The organism is Williamsia herbipolensis (assembly GCF_000964005.1).
GTDB lineage: Bacteria > Actinomycetota > Actinomycetes > Mycobacteriales > Mycobacteriaceae > Williamsia_A > Williamsia_A herbipolensis.
The window spans coordinates 1-20,126 of sequence record NZ_JXYP01000007.1 but is presented as its reverse complement, the minus strand read 5'-3'; the positions used below and the strand labels follow the sequence as shown (position 1 = coordinate 20,126).

Genomic DNA, 20,126 nt, shown 5'->3' with positions numbered 1-20,126 from the left:
ACGGTCGATCTCTCCGCGATCATGTGGGGTGAGGTGCGCGGTCTCGCGGACCAGGATCGTCGCTCGCCACTCGGTGAGCGCGCCGGACGCCAACGCGACACGCGTGTGCGGCATCTCGCGCATCACCGCACGCGCGAACCCGAGGTGCCGACCACCAGCAGAGCCGGACGCTTTGCGTGCGAGTGCGACCTCGGCGGCCAACCCACGACCCTGGCGGGCCTTTGGTACGCCGGCGGCGGACTCGGATTCTACGCGAAGTTCCTCCAGTCGAATTGTCTCGACCGCCTGCGCCGCAGCGCATCCCGCCTTGATCGCCTCGAGTACCGAGATGCGATCGATCGCGGCCGCCTCGTCACCGGCGGCGGGGAGGTCAGCCAGTGACGACAGGAACGACTGCAGCGCAACCACAAATGCGTCGTCCGTGTCCATGCCCCCCCGAATCGTCTCTCGAATACGAGTTCGAGTCTACTCGAGGGTACCGACAGACACCACGTCGATGGCACGTCCTGTGGACAACATCGTGATCCGCATACGTTCGCGCACATACCCTTTCGGGAAGCCGAGACGGAACTGCCGGTCCGCGCCGATCAGCCCGCGGGCGCCTCACAGCGCAACAAGCCGGTCGAGGATGTCGAGGTGTTCAGCACCTTGCCGTCCCGGCTGATCGTGCACGTCAGCTGACCCTGGAGGACGACCGCCGTCAACGACGGCGTCACCCCGACATCGACGGCCACCGACCACGGCGGGGTGATGAGGCGCGGTGTGATCTTGAAGGTCTGGCCGGCCGAGTAGGTCAGTCCGAGAACCTGGCCGTTACCCGTGATCTGGTACAGGATCTGCCCCGCGGTGGGGGTCGCCGACGTCGGCGGCTCCTCCGTGGGGATCGCGCCACCAGGGAGATCGGGGATCAGCGAATCGTCCGGCGCGGTGACCGACGTGCTGCTCGACGCCGCCAGATCGTTGTCGCTGTCATCGCCGCTGTTGCTCACCAGGAAGTAGCCGGCCACCAGCGCCACCACCACGAGCAGGGCCACCACGGCTGCGATCAGCCACAGCGTCCGGTTCGTGTTGCCACCGCCGGGCGGTGTCCCGCCGTACTGGGTCCCTCCGTACTGGGGCTGCGCGTACGGATCCTGGCCGTACCCCGGCTGGGTGTACTGCGGCTGGCCGTACTGGGTCTGGTCGAACTGGGGCTGGCCGTACGGGGTCTGCCCGTACTGAGCTGTGCCGTACTGGGGCTCGCCGTAGGGCGGCTGCTGCCCGTACTGGGGTTGCGAGTACGGATCCTGCGGGTACGGACCCTGGGCGGGGTCGAAGGCCTGCGTGGGCGGGTTTCCGCCCACCGGGTCGACCGGGCGCCACTGATCGTCCGCTCCGGGATCCTGCTCGCCACCGGGTCGTTCGGTCATCTCGCGGCCTCTCTCGTCCCACCGACGTCCTGTCGGGTCGCCCACCAGTCTGCCTGGCGCCGAGCACCCACCCGCCGAACACCGACGTTTCGGCGCCCGGACGCGACAAATCGGTCTTCACCACGCCAACTGGGCAGAACTCTGATCAGGTGGTCTCACTCATTCGGTTATCACCGGCAACTAACAGTAGGGGTCCCCATGCGCCGCCATCTCGCCGTCACCCTCGCCGCCCTGGCCACGTCCGCGGTCGTCCCGACCCTGGCCGTCGCGGCGAGCGTCGACGTTCCCGCCACCACGAGCGCCGTCTCCGCATCCACCGGCGTCCACGGGCATCCCCTCGTCGGCCGCAAGCCGCGCGGATCGAAGACCGGCCGTGTCGCCGCCGGCAGCACCTCGACGAACTGGGCGGGCTACGCCCAGACCGGATCGGCGGGGCAGTTCCGGAGCTCCACGGCGTCGTGGACCGTCCCCAAGACGGCGACCACCTACCCGGGCTACTCCTCGACGTGGGTCGGCGTCGACGGCGCTGCCAACAGCTACCTCACCCAGACCGGCACCGAGGCCGACGTCGCCAACGGGAAGGTCTCGTACTACGCGTGGTGGGAGGTGATCACACCCAGCGATCCCGCCCCCGAGACCCGGTTCAGCCGTTTCCCGATCTCCCCCGGCGACGCCATCACCGCCTCGGTGGTCACCAACGGCACCACCTCGACCATGACGCTCACCGACACCACCACCGGCCAGACCGCGAGCAAGACCGCCGCCTACACCGGCCCCGGCGCCTCGGCTGAATGGATCCAGGAGGACACCGACGTCAACGGCTACATCTCGACCGCGCCGAACTGGGGTTCGGTGACCTTCCGCGCCATCACCGTCAACGGGGCCTCACCGGCACTCACCTCGAGCCAGTCGATCGACATCGTCGACGGTCAGGGCACCCAGGAGACCCAGACATCGGCCCCCAACTCCACGGCCAACGGCTTCACCACGACCTGGCTGGCCACCGGCACCCAGACCTACACGGGCTGAACCGTTCTCAGCGTCGCGAACCACGCCCGGACCTCGGACACGAAGAGCTCGGGCTGTTCGAGGGCGGCGAAGTGGCCACCACGATCGACCTCGTGGAAGTACCCCAGGGTCGGGTACCGCTTCGCCGCCCACCGCCGTGACGTCCGGAAGATCTCCTTCGGGAACATCGAGATGCCCACCGGCACGGTGATGTTCGGCCACGTCGGGATGATGGCCGCCTCCCAGTAGATCCGGGCCGACGACGCCCCCGCGGCGGGCAGCCAGTACATCATCACCGCGTCGAGCAGCTGATCGTGATCGAGGATCGACGACAGGTCACCGTCGTGATCGGTCCACTCCCAGAATTTCTCGACGATCCACGCCGCCTGCCCGACAGGGGAATCGACGAGGCCGTATCCCAGTGTTTGCGGCCGGGTCGACTGCTGCTTCTGGTACCCGGTGCGCTGACGCCGGTGCTCGGCCGACTCGGCGAGGATCTCCGCCTCCTGCGGAGTCGGCTCGTCATCACGATCCGGCGGCGCGAGGGGCATGTTCAGGTGAATGCCCACGATGTGCTCGGCGTCGCGCTCGGCGAGACTGCTGGTGACGATCGACCCCCAGTCACCGCCCTGAGCGACGTACTGCTCGTAGCCGAGACGCGCCATGAGTTGGGCCCAGGCGTCGGCGATCCGCTCGATCCCCCAGCCCGGCGACGTCGGCTTGTCGCTGAACCCGAACCCCGGCAGGGCCGGGATCACGACGTGGAACGCCGGTTCGTCGGCGTCCGGCTCGGTCAGCGGCGCGATCACGTCGAGGAACTCGCACACCGAGCCCGGCCACCCGTGGGTCAACAGCAGAGGCGTGGCGTCGGGCCGCGACGACCGCACGTGGATCACGTGGACCCGCAGGCTGTCCGGGCCTCCACCGTCGAGTTCGACCCGGAACTGCGGCAGGTCGTTGAGACGCCGCTCGAGTCGGCGCCAGTCGTAGCCGTCGGCCCAGTGGGCGACCAGCGAACGCAGGAACTCCTCCCGCACCCCCTGCGAGATGTCGTCGACGGTCTCCGGCTCGGCCCACCGGGTGCGGGCGAGGCGATCGGCGAGATCGTCGAGCTGCTCCTGCGCCACCTCGACGCGGAAGGGGGTGATCGTCTCCGAAGGGGTGCTGTCGTCAGAAGTCACGCCCACCAGTGTGCCCCCATCGACTGACTTCTCGACAGGAAAGCCAGGGGTGCTAGCCTGACCCGATGGCCACGCATCCGCCACCCGAGCTGCTCCCCGACCGTGGGGAGTGGACGCTCACGAACGCGAACTGCTCGATCGCCCGCGCCCTCGACGTGATCGGCAACCGGATCTCGCTGCTGCTGCTGCGCGAGGCGTTCTTCGGCACCCGACGCTTCGACGACTTCGCCGAACGGGTCGGGGTGTCGGAGTCGGCCGCGGCGAAGCGGCTGAACGAGCTGACCGCGGCCGGGATCCTCGAACGCCGCCCCTATCGCGAACCCGGACAACGGGAACGACAGGAGTACCGACTCACCACCAAGGGTGGGGAACTCCGAGTGGTGCTCACCGCCCTGCGCGACTGGGGTGATCGGTGGGAGGCACCCGAGCCCGGACCCCCGCTGCACACCGTGCACCGCGACTGCGGCGCGACCGTGCACGCCGAGATGCGCTGTACCGATGACCATCTCGTCCCCCGGTACGAGACCGCGCTCGCCGCGGGCCCCGCACCCGACACCGAGACCCCCGAGGACCACACATGACCGACCGCACCCGCACCGTCACCTGGGACGATCCGATGGCCACGGCGTCGGCCGCACAGGGCCGCACCGGCCTCGACTTCATCCTCGCGCTGGCCGCCGGGGAGGTGCCCGCGCCGCCGATCATGCACCTGACCGGCGCCACCCTCGTCTCGGCCGAATCCGGTCGCGTCGTCTTCGCGCTGCAGCCCGCCGAGTACCACTACAACCCGATCGGCTCGGTGCACGGCGGCATCCTCGCCACCCTGCTCGACTCTGCCGCGGGCTGCGCGGTGCAGACCGTGCTCGACGAGGGTGTCGGCTACACCAGCCTCGACCTGTCGGTGAAGTACCTGCGCGGCGTGCGTGCCGACACCGGCGAGATCACCTGCACCGGAACGGTCGTCCACGCCGGGCGCCGAACCGCGCTCGCGCAGGCCGAGATCCGCGACCGTGACGACCGACTGCTCGCCTCGGCCACCAGCAGCTGCGTGATCCTGCGACCCTGACACGGGATCAGGCGTCGGTGATCGCCTCGAGGGGGTTGGTCCGCGCGGCGCGCACCGCCGGCCACAGCGCGGCCAGCACACCGACGAACGCGGCCGCCACCAGCGTGATCCCGATCAGGCCGTACGGCAGCACGGCGGTGGTGATCCCGAGATCGCGGAACGTGCGCACCAGGGCGATGCCGATACCGCTGCCGAGGATGACGCCCAGCACGGCACCGAAGATGGCGATCAGGACCGACTCGACGTAGATGGTCCGGCGGACCTGGGCGCGGGCCATGCCGATCGCGCGGAGCATCCCGATCTCGCGTTTGCGCTCGATCACCGACAACGCCAACGTGTTGATGATGCCGAGCACCGCGATCACCAGCGCCAACCCGAGCATGCCGTAGAGTACGGCCAGCATCTGATCGATCTGCGACGACGCCTGCCCGACGAACTGCGCACGGTCCTCGACCTGCACCGTCAGGAAATCCTTGGTGGCGGCGGTCAACTCGGTGCGCAGCGCATCGACCGACTCCCCCGGCGCGGCCTTCACCAGCACCAACAGATCTGATCGATACCCGGCGGGCACCAGCTTCTCGTAGGCCCCCTCCCCCATCTGCCAGGGGTCGAGGATCTGTGAGTCCTTGTAGATGCCGGACACCGTGACCGGCACCGTGGCGCCGTCGTAACCGGTGAACGTGAGCACCTGGCCGCGTTTCCAGCCCTTGGACTTGCTGGTCTTCTCCGAGACGATCATCCCGTCGGACGGGATCGATTTCGATGCGCCGTCGAGCATCTCGTACGGCGTGACCGCACCGAGGTCACCGGTGGGCGAGATGCCACTGACCGCCTGCCCGTCGACCTTGGCCGCGACGATGCGGAACGACACCGCGGTGCCCACACCCTGCGCCTTACTGGCCGCGGTGACCACCGACGTCGGCAGCGCACCCTGATCCGACGTGGCCAGCACGAGATCCGCCGACAGGTTCTTGTTGATGGCGGTGTCGATCGACCCCTTCAGACTCGACCCGAACGTGCCGACCACCGCGACGAGCATCAGCCCGAGCGTGAGCGCGAAAGCCGTTGCCGCCGTGCGCCTCGGGTTGCGCACCGCGTTGGTGCGGGCGAGCCGACCGATCTTGCCGAACGGCGCACCGAGCACCCGGCCGAGTGCGCCGACGAGCGGCCGCGACAGCGCCGGGGCGAACAGCACGACCGCGATGATCATGAGCAGTGCGCCGCCACCGACGGTCGACGCATACTTCGCGCCCTGTCCGGAGGTGCCGATGCCGATGACCGCGACACCGATGACGCCGAGGATCGCGCCGGCGAGGGTGCGCCGCCTCAGCGACGAGGCACCGTCGGTGGCGCTCTCGCGCATCGCCTCCACCGGCGACACCTGACCCGCACGTCGCGCCGGGGCGTAGGCGCTGATCATCGTCACGACGATGCCCACCCCCATGCAGGCGATCACCGCGCTCGGCGTGAGTTCCAGTGGCGCACTGGGCAGTCCCGAGGTGGAGGTCGTGACCGCCTTGAGGATCGCCGCCAACCCGACGCCGACACCGAGCCCCACGAGGCCGCCGAACAATCCGACCACGAACGCCTCGAGCAACACCGACCGGGTGATCTGCCCGCGTCCGGCGCCGATGGCGCGCAGCAGCGCGAGCTCCTTCACCCGTTGCGCGATGATCATCGCGAAGGTGTTGTAGATGATGAACGTGCCGACGATGAGCCCGATCGCCGCGAACGCCAACAGGATGTAGTTGAAGACGTCGAGGAACTGGTTGACCCGGTCCTTCTCCTCCTGCCGCACCTGGGCGCCGGTCTGGGCCTTGTAGTCGTCGCCGAACGCGGCCTGAACCCGGTCGGTGAGCGTCGTCGCGCTCACCCCCGGTACCGCCGCCATCTCGATGAACGCGGGCCGGTCGTCGGCGGAGAACAGTTGCCGGGCAACCGATTCCTGCACCTGGACGTTGACGTACCCGCCGGTGTCCTGGGGGAGGTCGACGATCCCGACGACGGTGACCTTCATCGGCGTGGCCGCACCGCGGCTCACCACCAGCGTCGTGGTCGACCCGACCGAGAGTCCGGCCTCCTTCGCCGCACTGGCGTTGAGCGCGATCTCACCGGTCCCGACCGGCGCGCGTCCGCCGGGTTCGAGCATCGACTCCGTGGTCGACAACGCCTCGGCGGGCGGCGTGAACGCCGTCCCGACACTGGGCGCGCCACCGGTCTGCAGGGCGGTGCCGTCGGCCTTGGCGATGGTGACCGTGGCCGAGTAGCGCGGGACGATCTTGGCGATGCCCAGCTGCGACTTCTCGGCCTCGAGGCGCTCGAGAACCGCGGTGTCGACCCCCGACGCCCGCGACTCGGCCGGGCTCAGTCGGGTGTCGACCCCGAGCGCGACCTTGTCGAAGATGTTGTCGAACGCCGTCGAGATGGTCCCGGTGAAGATGATCGACCCCGCCACGAACGAGGTGCCGAGCACCACCGAGAGCACCGTGAGCACGAGACGGACCTTGTGCGCGGCCAGGTTTCGCAGTGAGACCCGGCGCATGGTGGACGCCGAATTCATGCGTCGAGGTTCTTCATGTAGGCGTACACGTCGTCGGCCGACGGCTTGTGCAGCTCCTCGACGATGCGGCCGTCGGCGAGGAACACCACCCGGTCGGCCCAGCTCGCGGCGCGCGGGTCGTGGGTCACGATGACCACGGTCTGGCCGAACTCGTCGACCGCGGCCCGCAGGATGCTCATCACCTCACCCGAGGAACGGGAGTCGAGGTTGCCGGTGGGCTCGTCGCCGAAGATGATCGCCGGTTGGCCGACCAGGGCGCGGGCACAGGCCACCCGCTGCTGCTGTCCGCCGGACAGCTCACTGGGGCGGTGACCGAGGCGCTCACCGATGCCGAGGCGTTCGACGACGGTGTCGAACCACTGCTGATCGGGGGTGCGGCCGGCGATGTCGAGCGGCAGGGTGATGTTCTCGCGCGCGGTGAGGGTGGGCACCAGGTTGTAGGACTGGAACACGAACCCGATGCGGTCGCGACGCAACCGGGTCATCTCCTTGTCGCCCAGCGAGGTGAGATCGGTGTCACCGATGGTGACCGAACCGCCGCTCACCGAGTCGAGGCCGGCGAGACAGTGCATGAGCGTCGACTTGCCTGAGCCGGAGGGACCCATGATCGCGGTGAACTCCCCCGACCGGAACGACAGCGAGACACCGCGCAGGGCCTCGACCGTGGTGTCACCCGACCCGTAGGTCTTCGTCACATCGGTTGCGCGCGCCGCGATCTCCGCACTCGTCGACTGTTCTGCTGCTGAAACGCTCATGTCCGCCTTCCGACCGGGGCACCCGTGTGGCGTGTGCTCACACGAGATGATCGCCCGCGACGGTCATCGTCGACATCGGGGCAGTCCCTGATCTTTTCCCCCACCATCATCCATGGCGCGGGAGGAGTGGACTAGAAACGCAGCGCCAGCAGGTGCAGCTTGGTGTGCTGCGTCGGGTTGTTGAAGTTGTCGTCGCTGATGAGGATCAGCGCACGACGATTGCCCGACAGCCGCGGTCCGAAGGCCATGCCCTCGACGTTGTCCGGGCGCAGCAGCGGCAGCGAGGCGAAGTCGTAGACCAGCGTCTTGGGCATGACCGTCTCGCGACCCGAGAGGCGGTTCACCCCGGTCACCGAGGTCGCGCCGCGGGTCGTGGAGAAGTAGACCTTGATGTCGTTGCGGCCGGTCGCGGGATCGAATCCACGCTCGAGGACGAGGAAGTCGGTGGCGTTGACGGCGAGGATCTCCGAGACGCCCTTGCTCGCACGGTTGCTCGCGTTCCGCGCGAGCGGATCGGTGCGGTAGACGTACTCGTTGGTGCCGCCGCGGGCGCCGTAGACCAGCAGCCGCGAGCGGGTGCCGGCGGCCTTGGTGGGGGCGGGTCCGTCCTGGCGCAGGGCCTGCTCGGCCATCAGCGCGATCGAACCGCCCGGGGTGACCGCGAGGCCCTCGAAACCGTCGTTGACAGCCAGGCCCGACGAGCGGCCCGGGAGGTAGGCACGCGGGATCGGCAGGTCACGTACGTAGAGACCGGGCGGGGTGATCACCCGGACGAACGGTCGTGCCCCCTCGCTGGAGACGACGTAGTTGCCACCGAGTTTGCGGATGCCCTCGAGGTCGGCGCCGCCGGGCAGGATCGGCACGTTGCCGGGCCCGAGGATGGTGCCGCCGCCGTTGATCTGCGGGGTGGTCGAGGCGAACATCCCGTCGGGCGTGATCGGCAGGCCGAACTGGTAGTACCGCGTGGCGCCGTACTGGACCTTGTCGTCGCTGACCGCGACGTAGTTGCCGCCACCGATGTTGTCGATGCCCGACAGTCCGCCGAAGCGCGCGGGGAACGGGATGAAGTTGTCGGGCACGGTCATCGTGTCGACGTAGCGCGCCGACGGCCCCCGCAGCCCGGGCGCGGCCGAGGACGGCGCCGCGACGACGGTGCCGACCGCGAGCGCGCAGCTCAGGAGGAGGACACCGAGAGAGGAACGACGCGCGCCGGAGCGACTGAGACCCATGAGGCGGGATGCTACCGGCACCGTCGGAACCCGCACCAGACCAAGTACCGCAAAGCGGCGGTACGAGATCGGAAAGTGACCGACCCGGGTGCGTCCGGTGATGTTCGTCGCGCTCAGCTCAGGCGCTGCTTGAGTGCGGCGAACTCGTCGGCGATCCCGGTGGGGAGCTTCTCACCGACGAACTCGAACCACTCCTCGATCGACGGGATCTCGCCGCGCCACTCGTCGAGGTTCACCGCAAGCGACTCCGCGACGTCCGCCGGCGACGCGTCGAGGCCGTCGAGATCGAGGGCCTCCGGTGTCGCGACGATGCCGATGGGGGTCTCGACGCCGTCAGCGGTGCCCTCGATGCGCTCGACGATCCACTTCAGCACGCGGCTGTTCTCGCCGAATCCGGGCCACAGGAAGCGCTTGTCGTCGCCGCGACGGAACCAGTTGACGTAGAACACCTTCGGCAGCTTCGACTCGTCGGCGTTCTTGCCGAGGTCGATCCAGTGCTGCAGGTAGTCGCCCACGTTGTAGCCCAGGAACGGCAGCATGGCCATCGGGTCGCGGCGGATGGTGCCGACCGTGCCCTCGGCGGCGGCGGTCTGCTCGGAGCCCACGGTCGCGCCCATGAACACACCGTGCTGCCAGCTGCGAGCCTCGGTCACCAGCGGGACGGTGGTCTTGCGACGGCCGCCGAACAGGATGCCCGAGATCGGCACGCCCTGGGGGTCGTCCCACTCCGGCGCCATGATCGGGCACTGGCTCATCGGGGTGCAGTAGCGCGAGTTCGGGTGCGCGGCAGGCGTTCCGGACTCGGGCGTCCAGTCGTTGCCCTGCCAGTCGATGAGGTGGTCGTGCTCGCCCTCGAGACCCTCCCACCAGATGTCGCCGTCGTCGGTGCGGGCCACGTTGGTGTACATCGTGTTGCCGGCCTCGACGGTCTTCATCGCGTTCGGGTTCGACGACCAGTTGGTGCCCGGCGCCACACCGAAGAACCCGAACTCGGGGTTCACCGCGTAGAGGCGGCCGTCGTCACCGAAACGCATCCAGGCGATGTCGTCGCCGAGGGTCTCCGCGCGCCAGCCGGGGATGGTCGGCTGGATCATCGCGAGGTTGGTCTTGCCGCAGGCGCTCGGGAACGCCGCCGCGAAATAGTAGGCCTTCTCCTCCGGGCTGATCAGCTTGAGGATGAGCATGTGCTCGGCCAGCCAGCCCTCGTCGTGCGCCATGGCCGAGGCGATGCGCAGCGAGTAGCACTTCTTGCCCAGCAGCGCGTTACCGCCGTAGCCCGAGCCGAACGACCAGATCTCGCGGTCCTCGGGGAAGTGGGTGATGTATTTCGTGGTGTTGCAGGGCCACGGGACGTCGGCCTCGCCGTCGGCCAGCGGCGCGCCCAACGAGTGCAGCGCCTTGACGAAGAAGCGGTCCTCGCCGAGCAGCTCGACGACCTGCGGGCCGACGCGCGTCATGATCCGCATCGACAGGACCACGTACTCCGAGTCGGTGATCTCGACACCGAGCTTCGGGTCGTCGGCGCCGAGCGGGCCCATGCAGAACGGGATGACGTACATCGTGCGTCCGCGCATGCAGCCGCGGTACAGCTCGGTCATCGTCGCGCGCATCTCGGTCGGGTCGACCCAGTTGTTGGTGGGGCCGGCGTCGATCTCGTTCTTCGAACAGATGTAGGTGCGCGACTCGACGCGGGCGACGTCGGCGGGATCGGAGGTCGCGAGGTAGGAGTTGGGCTTCTTCTCCTCGTTCAGCTTCACGATGGTGCCCGCGGCGACGAGATGGTCGGTCAGCCGCGTCCACTCCTCGTCGCTGCCGTCGGACCACTCCACGCGGTCGGGCTGGGTGAGCTCGGCGATCTCGGCGACCCAGGCCAGGAGCTCGGCGTGCCGGGTGGGGGCGTTGTCGGGATCCAGACCGGGGATGGTCGCTGAGGTCATCTGTGCATCTCCTGCGTGGCCGTCCGGCGTGGGGTCCGCAGCCCCCGCCGGGAGTGTCCGTCGCCGGTGACGGACATGGTGTCCGCCCAGGTTACTGGTTCAGGCGGGCCGTTCGCCAAACGGGTGAGCGATCGCACGCTCGGTCATCGCAGGCGCCCGATGTCGGTGCGCACCCACTCGCCGGTGGCCGTGTCGAGTCGGCGCGATTCGTAGCCCCCGTCCGCATCGACCTCCGTGATCGCGTCGATCTGACCGTCGTGATCGCTGTCGGTGTAGACGGTCATACCGTCGGGTCCGATCCGCGTGAGCGAGTCGGCGACGCCGTCGGCGTCGGTGTCGGTCTCAGCGGGCCCGAGGTCCCAGATCCGGTCGCCGTCGGCCATCCACAGGTTGTCGTGGGGGTCGTGGGCGGGGTGTGTCGCCATCGCCGGGTGCACCAGGTGATCGTCGGGATCGCCGCCCCCGGTCCCGTCACCCTGATCGAACGCGTCACCGATCTCGATCATCTCTGCTTCCCTTCGCCGATGGCCTGTCCGTGTTCGGACGTCGCGACGGCCCGTTCGGTTCCACCCGCCCTCGAACCGCGGATCTGGGCGTCGACGGCGGCGACCTCCTCGGCGACGAGGCGCGCGCGACGCTCGTGGTGTCGCGCGATCTGTCCGGCGACGACGGGTTCGGCCGCGGTGATCCGGTCGAGGAGGTCGTGTTCGATCGTCGCCCGCGCCTCGCCGACCGCTTCGGTGGTCCAGGTGCGGACCGCGGTGCGCAGTGCCGCGACCCGGCGCAGCCGCACCACCCCGATCGCCATCACCACACCGATGACCAGCGCCACCGGCATGGTGATCCACTGCAGCGTGTGGACCTGCGCGAGCGGTGTCACCACCAGACGTCCCAGTGCGGCCCCACCCGATGCCCCGAACAACACCAGCAACGCGTCCTCCGCGCCGCGGCGACGCTCCGTCTGGGGTCGCAGTCGTACCGGTGGACGCTGCGGGGCGGGTGCGGCGGGTGCGACCGGTTCGATGCCCAGCAGCGCGACCGCCCGGATCTGGTCGAGTTCGTTCCGCACCCGCGCGTCGAGCCGGTCACGCAGGTGGGTCATGGCCGCGGCCACCCACTCGGCGTGCGCGGCGACGTCGTCGTCGCGCAACCCGGCGACGGTGTCGCGGGAGGTGGCGCCGATGTCGCGGACACCGGCGTTCAGATCGGCCACGGCGCGGGCACGGATGCTCGCGAGACCCGACCGCAGCGCGGCCAGCCGATCGGACCGGCCCCGATCGCGTCCGCGCACCAGGCGCGCGCGGGTCGCGGCGAGCTCGGTCGCCGACCGGCGGCGGGCCACACCGGTGTCGACGGCGGTGTCGTGCGACGTGACCGGCGGCGACTGTCGGATCCAGCCGAGGAGTTCGTCGACACCGGATTCGTCGACCGCACCGGCGACGGCGGCCGCACCCGACACCGCGAACACCGGCCACCGCCCGGTCGGGTCGAGCACCGCGCGACTGGCCCGGGCGTTGGTGGGCCAGTCCCAGAACGCGTCGACCTTCGTGCACACGACGGCGACGGTGGAGGCGACCGCGCGCAGCCGGGAGAACAGGCTCGCCTCCTCGTCGCCGACCACCGACGACGGGTCGATCACGAGCAGCCCGACGCGAACGCGAACAGGCGGGGCGAGGTCCGCGGGTGACATGCGCACCACCGGCAGGCCCGGATCGACGACGCCGAGGGCCTCGATCAGCGTCGTCACCCCGCTGCGGCCGACCCCGACGACCACGACCGTGTCCGGGTTCACGTCCCCGACCCCGCGAGGGTCCTCGGCCGAGGCCGACCGACACCGCCGGACTGCAACCGGCCGAGGGCCGCCTCGATCTCGTCGCGGGCGATCCCGGCGGCGGCGAGACGGTCGAGGCGGTCGACGACCACGTCGCGGCGACGGACACCGACCGCGGGCAGCGTCGCGGCGACCGCGAGTCGCAGCTGCGACACCCCGCTGTCGGCCCGCAGCGCCGTGCTGAGCTGTCGCCGGTCGAGTCGACGGCCCTCGAGGCGCGCGTCGTCGACGAGGTCGAGGGCGGTGAGGATGCCGAACTGGTCGAGCCGACGCAGCAGGCCGGTGCGCAGGGCCTGCTCCTCGCGACCACCGACGATGAAGTGCGCCGCCATCGACGGCATCGGTTCGTCGGTCGCCACCATCGTCTCCAGCAGCGCGAACTCCTCGTCGGTGAGGTCGGCGCACCCCAGCAGCGGCATCACCGGATGCACCGGCCGGCGCAGCAGCGCCGCGATCTCGTCGGCGGTCGACCGCGCGACCTCCCACGAGCCGAGGGTGTCGGCCTTGCCCAGCACCACGAGGGTCCTCTCGGCGGGCAGCCGTCGCAGCGCGGCGTGGTCGGCGGCACGCGGCCACCCCACCAGCACGTAGATCCAGAGGTCGGCATCGGCGTCGGCATCGTCGTCACCGGGACCGATCGGCGCGACGTCGAGGTGGTCGCGGACGGCACGGGCGAGGGTGTCGCGGCCGGTCCCGGGCCGACCGTGGACGGCGACCCGCAGTCGGTCGTGCACCTCGCGTCGGGCGTGCACGATCTCGGGGCGGTCGTCGAAGCGGTCGCCGAGGGCGTCGAGCAGGGCGGCGGCGTCGGCCAGCGGGCCGTCGGAGAACAGTGCCCCGGACACCGCCACACCCGACACGTCCATCGACCCCTCACCCTCTCCCACTGCTGCCCGACTGTCCCCCGGCCCCTCGATGCGCCACCATGGCAGGGTGGACCCCGACCAGCACGCCCCCGATTCCCATGCCACGGGCACCGACACCGTGCCCGACCCGATCGATCATGTGGAACGCGCGCGGCTCTACCCCCGGGTGACCAGTTTCCGATCGCGACGCGGCGCTCTCACGCCCGCCCAGCAGCACAACTGGGAGACAGTGTGGCCGATCATCGGTCGCGATGCGACGGATTCCCCCCTCGACGTGCACGCATGGTTCGGCCGCACCGCACCGGTGATCATGGAGATCGGTTGCGGCACCGGCACATCGACCGCGGCGATGGCGCAGGTCGAGCCGCAGTTCGACGTGCTCGCGGTCGAGGTCTACAAACCCGGACTCGCCCAGCTCATCGGCATGATCGTGCGCGAGGACATCGACAACATCCGCATCGTCCGCGGTGACGCGGTGGCGGTGCTGCGCGACATGATCGCCCCGGCGTCGCTGTTCGGCATGCGCGTGTTCTTCCCCGACCCGTGGCCCAAGGCCCGCCATCACAAACGACGGCTGCTGCAGACCGGCACGCTCGCGCTGATCGCGCAGGCGGTCGTCGACGACGCCGTCGTGCACATCGCCACCGACCACGCCGAGTACGCGGAGTACATCGCCGAGCAGCTGGCCGAGCAGGATCTGCTGGTGCCGTTCGACGGCGAGGCGCCGTTCTCCCTCGACCGCCCGACCACCAAGTTCGAGGGTCGGGCCGATCGCGAGGGACGCCCGGTCACCGAGTTCGTGCTGCGCCGCATCCCCCGGGACGCAGCCTGATGTCGGGCCAGAACGGTGGTTCGGCCACCGAGGCGCCCGGCGTCGCGCGCACCATCTCCGGCGGCAGCCCGGCACCGCGGTCGCTGCTGATCTGGGACGCGCCGAACCTCGACATGGGGCTCGGGGCGATCCTGGGTGGGCGTCCGACCACCTCGCACCGCCCCCGGTTCGACGCCCTGGGCCGCTGGCTGCTCACGCGTACCGCCGACCTGTCGGCCGCGGCGGACGACGGCGCCCGCGACATCGAGCCCGAGGCGACCGTCTTCACGAACATCGTCCCCGGTAGCGCCGACGTGGTGCGGCCGTGGGTCGAGGCGTTGCGCAACGTCGGTTTCGCCGTGTTCGCGAAGCCGAAGGTCACCGAGGACAGTGACGTCGACTCGGACATGCTCGACCACATCGAGTTGCGCAGGCACACTGTGGGGTTAGCGGGACTGATCGTGGCCTCGGCCGACGGTCAGGCCTTCCGGGAACCGCTGGAGGAGATCGCCGCCGAGGGTGTGCCGGTCACCGTCCTCGGTTTCCGGGAACACGCCAGTTGGGCGGTGACGTCGGAGGTCATCGAGTTCGTCGACCTGGAGGACATCGCGGGCGTGTTCCGCGAGCCCCTCCCGCGGATCAACCTCGATTCGCTGCCCGATGACGGTGCCTGGCTGGCGCCGTTCCGCCCGCTGTCAGCGTTGCTCAGCGGGCGTTCGCACTGAGTGACCACACGGCGGAGATCCCGTCGGGAACGATGACCTGAGACAATCGTGGCGAGTTCGCCCCTGTCGCCCGCCTCGCGGCGGAGCGTGCGGGGAGCACGTGTTCGCCCGACTGGAGAGGATGTAACCGGTGTTCGGAGCCATAGGCACATTCGTGTACCGGATGCGCTTCGCCGTCATCGCGGTGCTGATCGTCCTGATGGGAGGCCTCGGCCTCTACGGGCTCACCCTCGGCAAGCACCTCAGCCAGAGCGGGTTCTTCGACGACGGGTCGCAGTCGGTCGCGGGCTCGCAGCTCGCCGACAATACCTTCGGACGCGACCACAAGTCCGACATCGTGTTGTTGATCACGCCGCCGGCCGGCACCACCGTCGACAACCCCGAGTTCGGCACCAAGGTCGAGAAGTTCGTCACCGATCTCATCGCGGCGCATCCGAACATCGTCAACCGTGACGATCCCGGGCTCATCGACCCCTTCCTCTCCGCGACCGGGGGTGCGTCGAGAGCCGCGCAGGAACAGATCCGGGCGCAGACCTTCGACGCCTCGAAACAGCACGCGTTCATCAGCATCGGCGTCAAGGGCGACAACGACACGACGATCCTGAACAACTACAAGACGATCCAGCCGTTCTTCGACGACATCGCGCAGCGCTACGACCTGCCGGGCACGACGTTCCAGCTCGCCGGGTTGCAGCCCATCGCGGGCGGGATCTCCGACGGTGTCGCGAAGGACACCACACGAGCCGAACTCGTCGCGCTGCCGCTGGTGGCGATCATGTTGTTCTTCATCTTCGGCGGTGTGGTCGCCGCGGTGTTGCCGGTCATCATCGGCGGTCTCACCATCGCCGGCGCCACCGGCATCCTCAACGCCCTCGCCCAGGCCACCGAGGTCAACTACTTCGCCCAGCCGGTGATCTCACTGATCGGCCTGGGTATCGCCATCGACTACGGGTTGTTCATCGTCAGCCGGTTCCGAGAGGAACTCGCCGAGGGCTATCCACCTCCGTTGGCGGTGAAACGCACGGTCATGACCGCGGGCCAGACCGTGGTGTTCTCGGCCACCATCATCGTAGCGGCGCTGGCCTGTCTCCTGCTGTTCCCGCAGGGCTTCCTCAAGTCGGTGGCCTACGGCGCGATCTGCGCGGTGAGCCTCGCGGCACTGCTGTCGATCACCGTGTTGCCGGCGATCCTCGGCATCCTCGGCCCGCGCATCGACATGCTCGGGTTCAAGTTCCTGCGCAAGACCAAGACGAAGAAGGAGATCGAGGCCGGGTTCTGGGGCCGACTGTCGGGCTGGGTGATGCGCCACCCGCTCAAGACCGCGATCCCGACCGTGCTCCTCCTGCTGGTCCTCATCGTCCCGTTCAGCAACATCTCCTTCGGCGGCATCACCGAGAAGTACCTGCCGCCGGGCAACGACTTCCGTGTCGCCCAGCAGGACTTCGACCGGATCTTCCCGACGCAGCGGACCGAGGAGATCAAACTCGTCATCCGCTACGACGAGAACAGCAGCGACGACGGCGCGAAACTGCAGCAGATCGCCGACGAGGCCAACAAGATCCCCGGCTTCACCAAGAAGTTCAGCCTCGACAGCGGCCAGGGCGCGCTCACCGGGAGCATCGAGGGCACCAGCACCGGTGTGGTGCAGATGTCGGCGGGGCTCGTCGACCGCGACACCGCGGGCGACGCGGTGAAGGCGCTGCGGGCGATCAACACCCAGGGCCTCACCATGTACGTCGCGGGCACCCCGGCGCTCACCCAGGACTCCATCGACGCCCTGCTCGACAACCTGCCGTTGATGGTGGTGCTGCTGATCTCGGTGACGTTCCTGTTGATGTTCCTGCAGTTCGGGTCGGTGGTGCTGCCGATCAAGGCCGCGCTGATGTCGGCTCTCGGACTCGGCTCGACGCTGGGCGTGCTCACGTGGATCTTCATCGACGGCCACGGATCGGGGCTGTTCAACTTCACCCCCGGCCCGCTGATGTCGCCGGTGCTGGTGTTGATCATCGCGATCATCTACGGCCTGTCGACCGACTACGAGGTGTTCCTGCTCTCGCGCATGGTGGAGGCGCGACAACAGGGCGCCACCACCACCGAGGCGATCCGCAGCGGTACCGCGCACACCGGTCGGATCATCACCGCCGCCGCGGCCATCCTCGTGGTGGTCGTCGGTGCGTTCGGCTTCTCCGAGATCGTGATGATGAAGTACATCGCGTTCGGCATCATCGCCGCGCTCCTGCTCGACGCGACCGTCATCCGCATGCTGCTGGTCCCCGCGGTGATGAAGCTGCTCGGCGACGACTGCTGGTGGGCGCCGAAGTGGATGCAGACCGTGCAGCGCAAGATCGGCCTCGGCGAGACGATCCTCGACGACGAGCCCGGTCGCGCCGCGATCCCCGGCACCCAGCGTGACGCCGGCACCGTGGTGTCGCAGGTGCCGACGACCGCGTTGGTCGCCCAGGGGCGTCCGGCGCCGCAGCGCGGTCCGGCGCGGCCCGCGGGTCCGCCCGCCGGGGCCCGACCCGCTCGACCTGCCGCACCTCCCGGACAGGGCCGTCCTCCGGTCCGCCGTGCCGAGGCCCCCGGTCCCCGACCGGCACCCGATGTCGTGCGGCGTCCACCGCCGCCGCCGGACAGCGGACCCATCGCACCCCGCCGACCGAGCCGCGAGCCGATCCCGTCCGGGTCGCGTCCCTCCGGTGCGCAACCGTCGGAGCCGAGCGGACGTCCGTTCCCGCCACGGCCGTCGGGCTCACGTCCCGACACCGGCGGGTGGAGCCTCGGTGACAGCGGCATCCGCCTCGGCGGTGCCATCAGCGCCCGTCCACCGAGCCACGACAACAACGGCACGGTGAGCGGCAACGGCAACGGTGCCGCCGGGAACGGCAATGGGCGTCCGAGCTCGCCGCCGGTGTCACGGCCGATCCCCGTGCCGAACGCCGACGGGTCACGCCCCACGCAGGCACCGCGCCCCACCCGCGCACCGCGGCCCGAACCGGCCGACCCCGAGGTGGGGTCGGGTGGTTCCGATTCGGGCGGGCGGCGCCACGAGCGGGGCGACGGCCAGCAGATCTCGGTGCAGGATCTCCTGCGGCGGACGACGTCGCGTCGTCCCGATCAGGACTCCTGACCGGTCCGGGCGTACCGGGCCCCGAGGGCCAGCAGGACCAGACCGACCGCGATGAAGGCACCGACCCGGAAGCCGCCGTCGAGGGTGGCGAGGTCGAACACGATCAGCTTCGCGACCGCCGCGGCGGCCAGGGTGAGTGCGCCGGCGATGGGCGCGATGCGCGCCGGACCGGCCGGGACCCGGCCCGCGAGCACCAGGGCCGCACCGGACGCGCACACCCACACGATGGTCGCGGCCATGTGGCCGGCGAGGAAGCCGGTCCCGGTGCCGCCGATCGCGACGCCCGCGGTCACCGCGGTGGCCGTGATCCCGTAGAGGGCGACCACGCCGCCGAGGATCCACGGCCACACCGCCTCCGCCAGACGTGACGCGACCACCCCGGCCGTCGTCATCGCCGCCGCGGCGAGCAGCAGCCCCCCGACGATCGACGACGTCGCGGTCGCCGTGTCGGTGACGGTCGGGTCCACCAGTGACTCCAGTCGCGTCGTCGACAGGTAGCCCAGCGCGCCGACCCCGGTGAGGGTGAGGCCGATCCCCCGACCCAGCGCGTCGTCTCGGCCGACGACGGTGACCATCACGGCCAACCCGATGAGCACCGGCACCGCGACCGGGCCGCCGAACGCCGTGGGCACCGCGATGAGCGCCGCGACCGCGGCGAGCACGCCCCCCGTGATACGCAGTGGCTCGGTCAGGTGCGAGCGGCCGAGGGTGACCGCCGCGGTCAGCACCACGGCCAGCACCGCCGTCGCGCCCGCCGCGAGCGGACGATCGATCGCCGTGCCGCACACGAGGACCGGGACGGCACCGAGCGCCGCGACGACGGCGTGAGCGGTGTCGCCGCGGGTGAGCAGGCTGCCGCCGAGCGCGATCGCCGCGGCCACCAAGCATGCGACGGCCAGTGCCCACTGGTCGAGAGCGCTTGCTTCCGAACGGTTCTGGGCCATCGTCACGATCGTCGGGACCAACCACAGCGCGGCCGCGGCGACGCGGGCGTACTGCAGATTCGCCCATGGCACCGCGGCATCGGTTCCGACACCGAACGGCAGGGTGATCGCGGCGAGCACCAGCATGAAACCGATCAGCGGCAACCCGATTCCCCCGGCGACGAACGGCGCCGCACCGATCAGCGGCACCACCACGAGCAGGGCGAGGTGTTCCGAACCCCAGCGCCGCGCCAGCGACAGACCACCGAGGGCCACGACGCCGGCGAGGACGAGTCCCGCCGCCGCGGGCAGCCAGTGATAGATCCGCGTGGTCGCCACGATGTCGAGGTAGGCGGTACCGACACCGGTCGCCACCAGCGCGATCGGACCGACCCGGGAACCCCGACGGCGGTCCCGGGCACCGATCGCCACGAGAGCGGCGGCCAGCAGACCGCCGGCACCGACGCGGACCTCCGGGCGCAGGATGCCGGCCTGTGCGGCGAGGACCAGCAGCAGCACGACCCCCACGAGGGTCACGCCCACCCCGGCGACGGCGAGGATCGTGCCCACGAGTCGGCCGTCGGTGGCCGAGGCGGCCCGGCGCAGCAGCGAAGGTCGGGGCGGCGGAGGCGGCGACGGCTGTCCGGCCCACGGCGGCGGGGCGGTGCCCCGCGGCGGGACGAACGGAGGGGCGA

General features: G+C 70.0%; 16 protein-coding genes and 1 pseudogene. 6 read left to right on the top strand and 11 right to left on the bottom strand.

Annotation, left to right across the window (positions count from 1 at the left end):
* Both TU34_RS02510 and TU34_RS24070 read right to left on the bottom strand, forming a co-directional pair.
* Positions 1-429: pseudogene (locus tag TU34_RS02510) on the bottom strand (HNH endonuclease); the annotation flags it as partial.
* Between the two features lie 158 nt (positions 430-587).
* On the bottom strand, positions 588-1,409 hold the full coding sequence (locus TU34_RS24070; RefSeq protein WP_052688652.1) for a hypothetical protein: 822 nt from the start codon (positions 1,407-1,409) through the stop codon (positions 588-590).
* A gap of 198 nt (positions 1,410-1,607) precedes the next feature.
* Between TU34_RS24070 and TU34_RS02500 the strand changes: the two genes are divergently transcribed.
* The gene (locus TU34_RS02500) at positions 1,608-2,438 is read left to right on the top strand and encodes a G1 family glutamic endopeptidase (protein WP_045821277.1); all 831 of its coding nucleotides are present in this window, start codon (positions 1,608-1,610) and stop codon (positions 2,436-2,438) included.
* Here the strand turns inward: TU34_RS02500 and TU34_RS02495 are convergent.
* On the bottom strand, positions 2,426-3,565 hold the full coding sequence (locus tag TU34_RS02495) for an epoxide hydrolase family protein (RefSeq protein ID WP_150116352.1): 1,140 nt from the start codon (positions 3,563-3,565) through the stop codon (positions 2,426-2,428). The genes TU34_RS02500 and TU34_RS02495 overlap by 13 nt on opposite strands.
* A 98-nt stretch (positions 3,566-3,663) precedes the next feature.
* Here TU34_RS02495 and TU34_RS02490 point away from each other — a divergent pair, with 98 nt between their 5' ends.
* Both TU34_RS02490 and TU34_RS02485 read left to right on the top strand, forming a co-directional pair.
* The gene (locus TU34_RS02490) at positions 3,664-4,179 is read left to right on the top strand and encodes a winged helix-turn-helix transcriptional regulator (protein WP_052688650.1); all 516 of its coding nucleotides are present in this window, start codon (positions 3,664-3,666) and stop codon (positions 4,177-4,179) included.
* Positions 4,176-4,664 carry a PaaI family thioesterase gene (locus TU34_RS02485; RefSeq protein ID WP_045821276.1) on the top strand — a complete coding sequence of 163 codons (489 nt, stop codon included), beginning with the start codon at positions 4,176-4,178 and terminating at the stop codon, positions 4,662-4,664. Before TU34_RS02490 ends, TU34_RS02485 begins: the two co-directional genes overlap by 4 nt.
* A gap of 7 nt (positions 4,665-4,671) precedes the next feature.
* On the opposite strand, the gene TU34_RS02480 is transcribed toward TU34_RS02485, so the two are convergent.
* From TU34_RS02480 to TU34_RS23835, 7 genes are all read right to left on the bottom strand, one after another.
* On the bottom strand, positions 4,672-7,224 hold the full coding sequence (locus TU34_RS02480) for an ABC transporter permease (RefSeq protein WP_045821275.1): 2,553 nt from the start codon (positions 7,222-7,224) through the stop codon (positions 4,672-4,674).
* On the bottom strand, positions 7,221-7,979 hold the full coding sequence (locus TU34_RS02475; RefSeq protein ID WP_045821274.1) for an ABC transporter ATP-binding protein: 759 nt from the start codon (positions 7,977-7,979) through the stop codon (positions 7,221-7,223). Before TU34_RS02475 ends, TU34_RS02480 begins: the two co-directional genes overlap by 4 nt.
* A gap of 131 nt (positions 7,980-8,110) precedes the next feature.
* Positions 8,111-9,208, bottom strand: a complete 1,098-nt coding sequence (locus TU34_RS02470; RefSeq protein WP_045821273.1) for an esterase-like activity of phytase family protein — start codon at positions 9,206-9,208, stop codon at positions 8,111-8,113.
* A 113-nt stretch (positions 9,209-9,321) separates the two neighbouring features.
* Positions 9,322-11,145, bottom strand: coding sequence for a phosphoenolpyruvate carboxykinase (GTP) (locus TU34_RS02465; RefSeq protein WP_045821272.1), 1,824 nt, complete (start codon positions 11,143-11,145; stop codon positions 9,322-9,324).
* A 143-nt stretch (positions 11,146-11,288) separates the two neighbouring features.
* On the bottom strand, positions 11,289-11,651 hold the full coding sequence (locus TU34_RS02460) for a DUF6802 family protein (protein WP_082079771.1): 363 nt from the start codon (positions 11,649-11,651) through the stop codon (positions 11,289-11,291).
* Complete coding sequence (locus TU34_RS02455; RefSeq protein WP_052688649.1) at positions 11,648-12,937, bottom strand: hypothetical protein; 1,290 nt, start codon at positions 12,935-12,937, stop codon at positions 11,648-11,650. Before TU34_RS02455 ends, TU34_RS02460 begins: the two co-directional genes overlap by 4 nt.
* Complete coding sequence (locus tag TU34_RS23835) at positions 12,934-13,842, bottom strand: hypothetical protein (RefSeq protein WP_045821280.1); 909 nt, start codon at positions 13,840-13,842, stop codon at positions 12,934-12,936. Before TU34_RS23835 ends, TU34_RS02455 begins: the two co-directional genes overlap by 4 nt.
* A 49-nt stretch (positions 13,843-13,891) precedes the next feature.
* Between TU34_RS23835 and trmB the strand changes: the two genes are divergently transcribed.
* From trmB to TU34_RS02435, 3 genes are all read left to right on the top strand, one after another.
* The gene (gene trmB / locus TU34_RS02445) at positions 13,892-14,674 is read left to right on the top strand and encodes a tRNA (guanosine(46)-N7)-methyltransferase TrmB (RefSeq protein WP_052688647.1); all 783 of its coding nucleotides are present in this window, start codon (positions 13,892-13,894) and stop codon (positions 14,672-14,674) included.
* The gene (locus tag TU34_RS02440) at positions 14,674-15,378 is read left to right on the top strand and encodes an NYN domain-containing protein (protein WP_045821271.1); all 705 of its coding nucleotides are present in this window, start codon (positions 14,674-14,676) and stop codon (positions 15,376-15,378) included. The genes trmB and TU34_RS02440 overlap by 1 nt, the downstream gene beginning before the upstream one ends.
* Before the next feature lie 130 nt (positions 15,379-15,508).
* The gene (locus TU34_RS02435; protein ID WP_045821270.1) at positions 15,509-18,508 is read left to right on the top strand and encodes an MMPL family transporter; all 3,000 of its coding nucleotides are present in this window, start codon (positions 15,509-15,511) and stop codon (positions 18,506-18,508) included.
* Here TU34_RS02435 and TU34_RS02430 read toward each other — a convergent pair.
* Positions 18,496-20,126: DUF2339 domain-containing protein (locus tag TU34_RS02430; protein WP_150116350.1), on the bottom strand; the 1,631-nt coding region annotated here is incomplete at its 5' end. The two genes, TU34_RS02435 and TU34_RS02430, sit on opposite strands and share 13 nt — an antisense overlap.

What these genes read in the sequence shown, in the direction of transcription:
- TU34_RS02490 (WP_052688650.1), top strand. Translation starts at nt 3,664, where the DNA reads ATGGCCACGCATCCGCCACCCGAGCTGCTCCCCGACCGTGGGGAGTGG.
- TU34_RS02440 (WP_045821271.1), top strand. Translation starts at nt 14,674, where the DNA reads ATGTCGGGCCAGAACGGTGGTTCGGCCACCGAGGCGCCCGGCGTCGCG.
- trmB (WP_052688647.1), top strand. Translation starts at nt 13,892, where the DNA reads ATGCGCCACCATGGCAGGGTGGACCCCGACCAGCACGCCCCCGATTCC.
- TU34_RS24070 (WP_052688652.1), bottom strand. Translation starts at nt 1,409, where the DNA reads ATGACCGAACGACCCGGTGGCGAGCAGGATCCCGGAGCGGACGATCAG.
- TU34_RS02485 (WP_045821276.1), top strand. Translation starts at nt 4,176, where the DNA reads ATGACCGACCGCACCCGCACCGTCACCTGGGACGATCCGATGGCCACG.
- TU34_RS23835 (WP_045821280.1), bottom strand. Translation starts at nt 13,842, where the DNA reads ATGGACGTGTCGGGTGTGGCGGTGTCCGGGGCACTGTTCTCCGACGGC.
- TU34_RS02475 (WP_045821274.1), bottom strand. Translation starts at nt 7,979, where the DNA reads ATGAGCGTTTCAGCAGCAGAACAGTCGACGAGTGCGGAGATCGCGGCG.
- TU34_RS02460 (WP_082079771.1), bottom strand. Translation starts at nt 11,651, where the DNA reads ATGATCGAGATCGGTGACGCGTTCGATCAGGGTGACGGGACCGGGGGC.
- TU34_RS02500 (WP_045821277.1), top strand. Translation starts at nt 1,608, where the DNA reads ATGCGCCGCCATCTCGCCGTCACCCTCGCCGCCCTGGCCACGTCCGCG.
- TU34_RS02480 (WP_045821275.1), bottom strand. Translation starts at nt 7,224, where the DNA reads ATGAATTCGGCGTCCACCATGCGCCGGGTCTCACTGCGAAACCTGGCC.
- TU34_RS02470 (WP_045821273.1), bottom strand. Translation starts at nt 9,208, where the DNA reads ATGGGTCTCAGTCGCTCCGGCGCGCGTCGTTCCTCTCTCGGTGTCCTC.
- TU34_RS02465 (WP_045821272.1), bottom strand. Translation starts at nt 11,145, where the DNA reads ATGACCTCAGCGACCATCCCCGGTCTGGATCCCGACAACGCCCCCACC.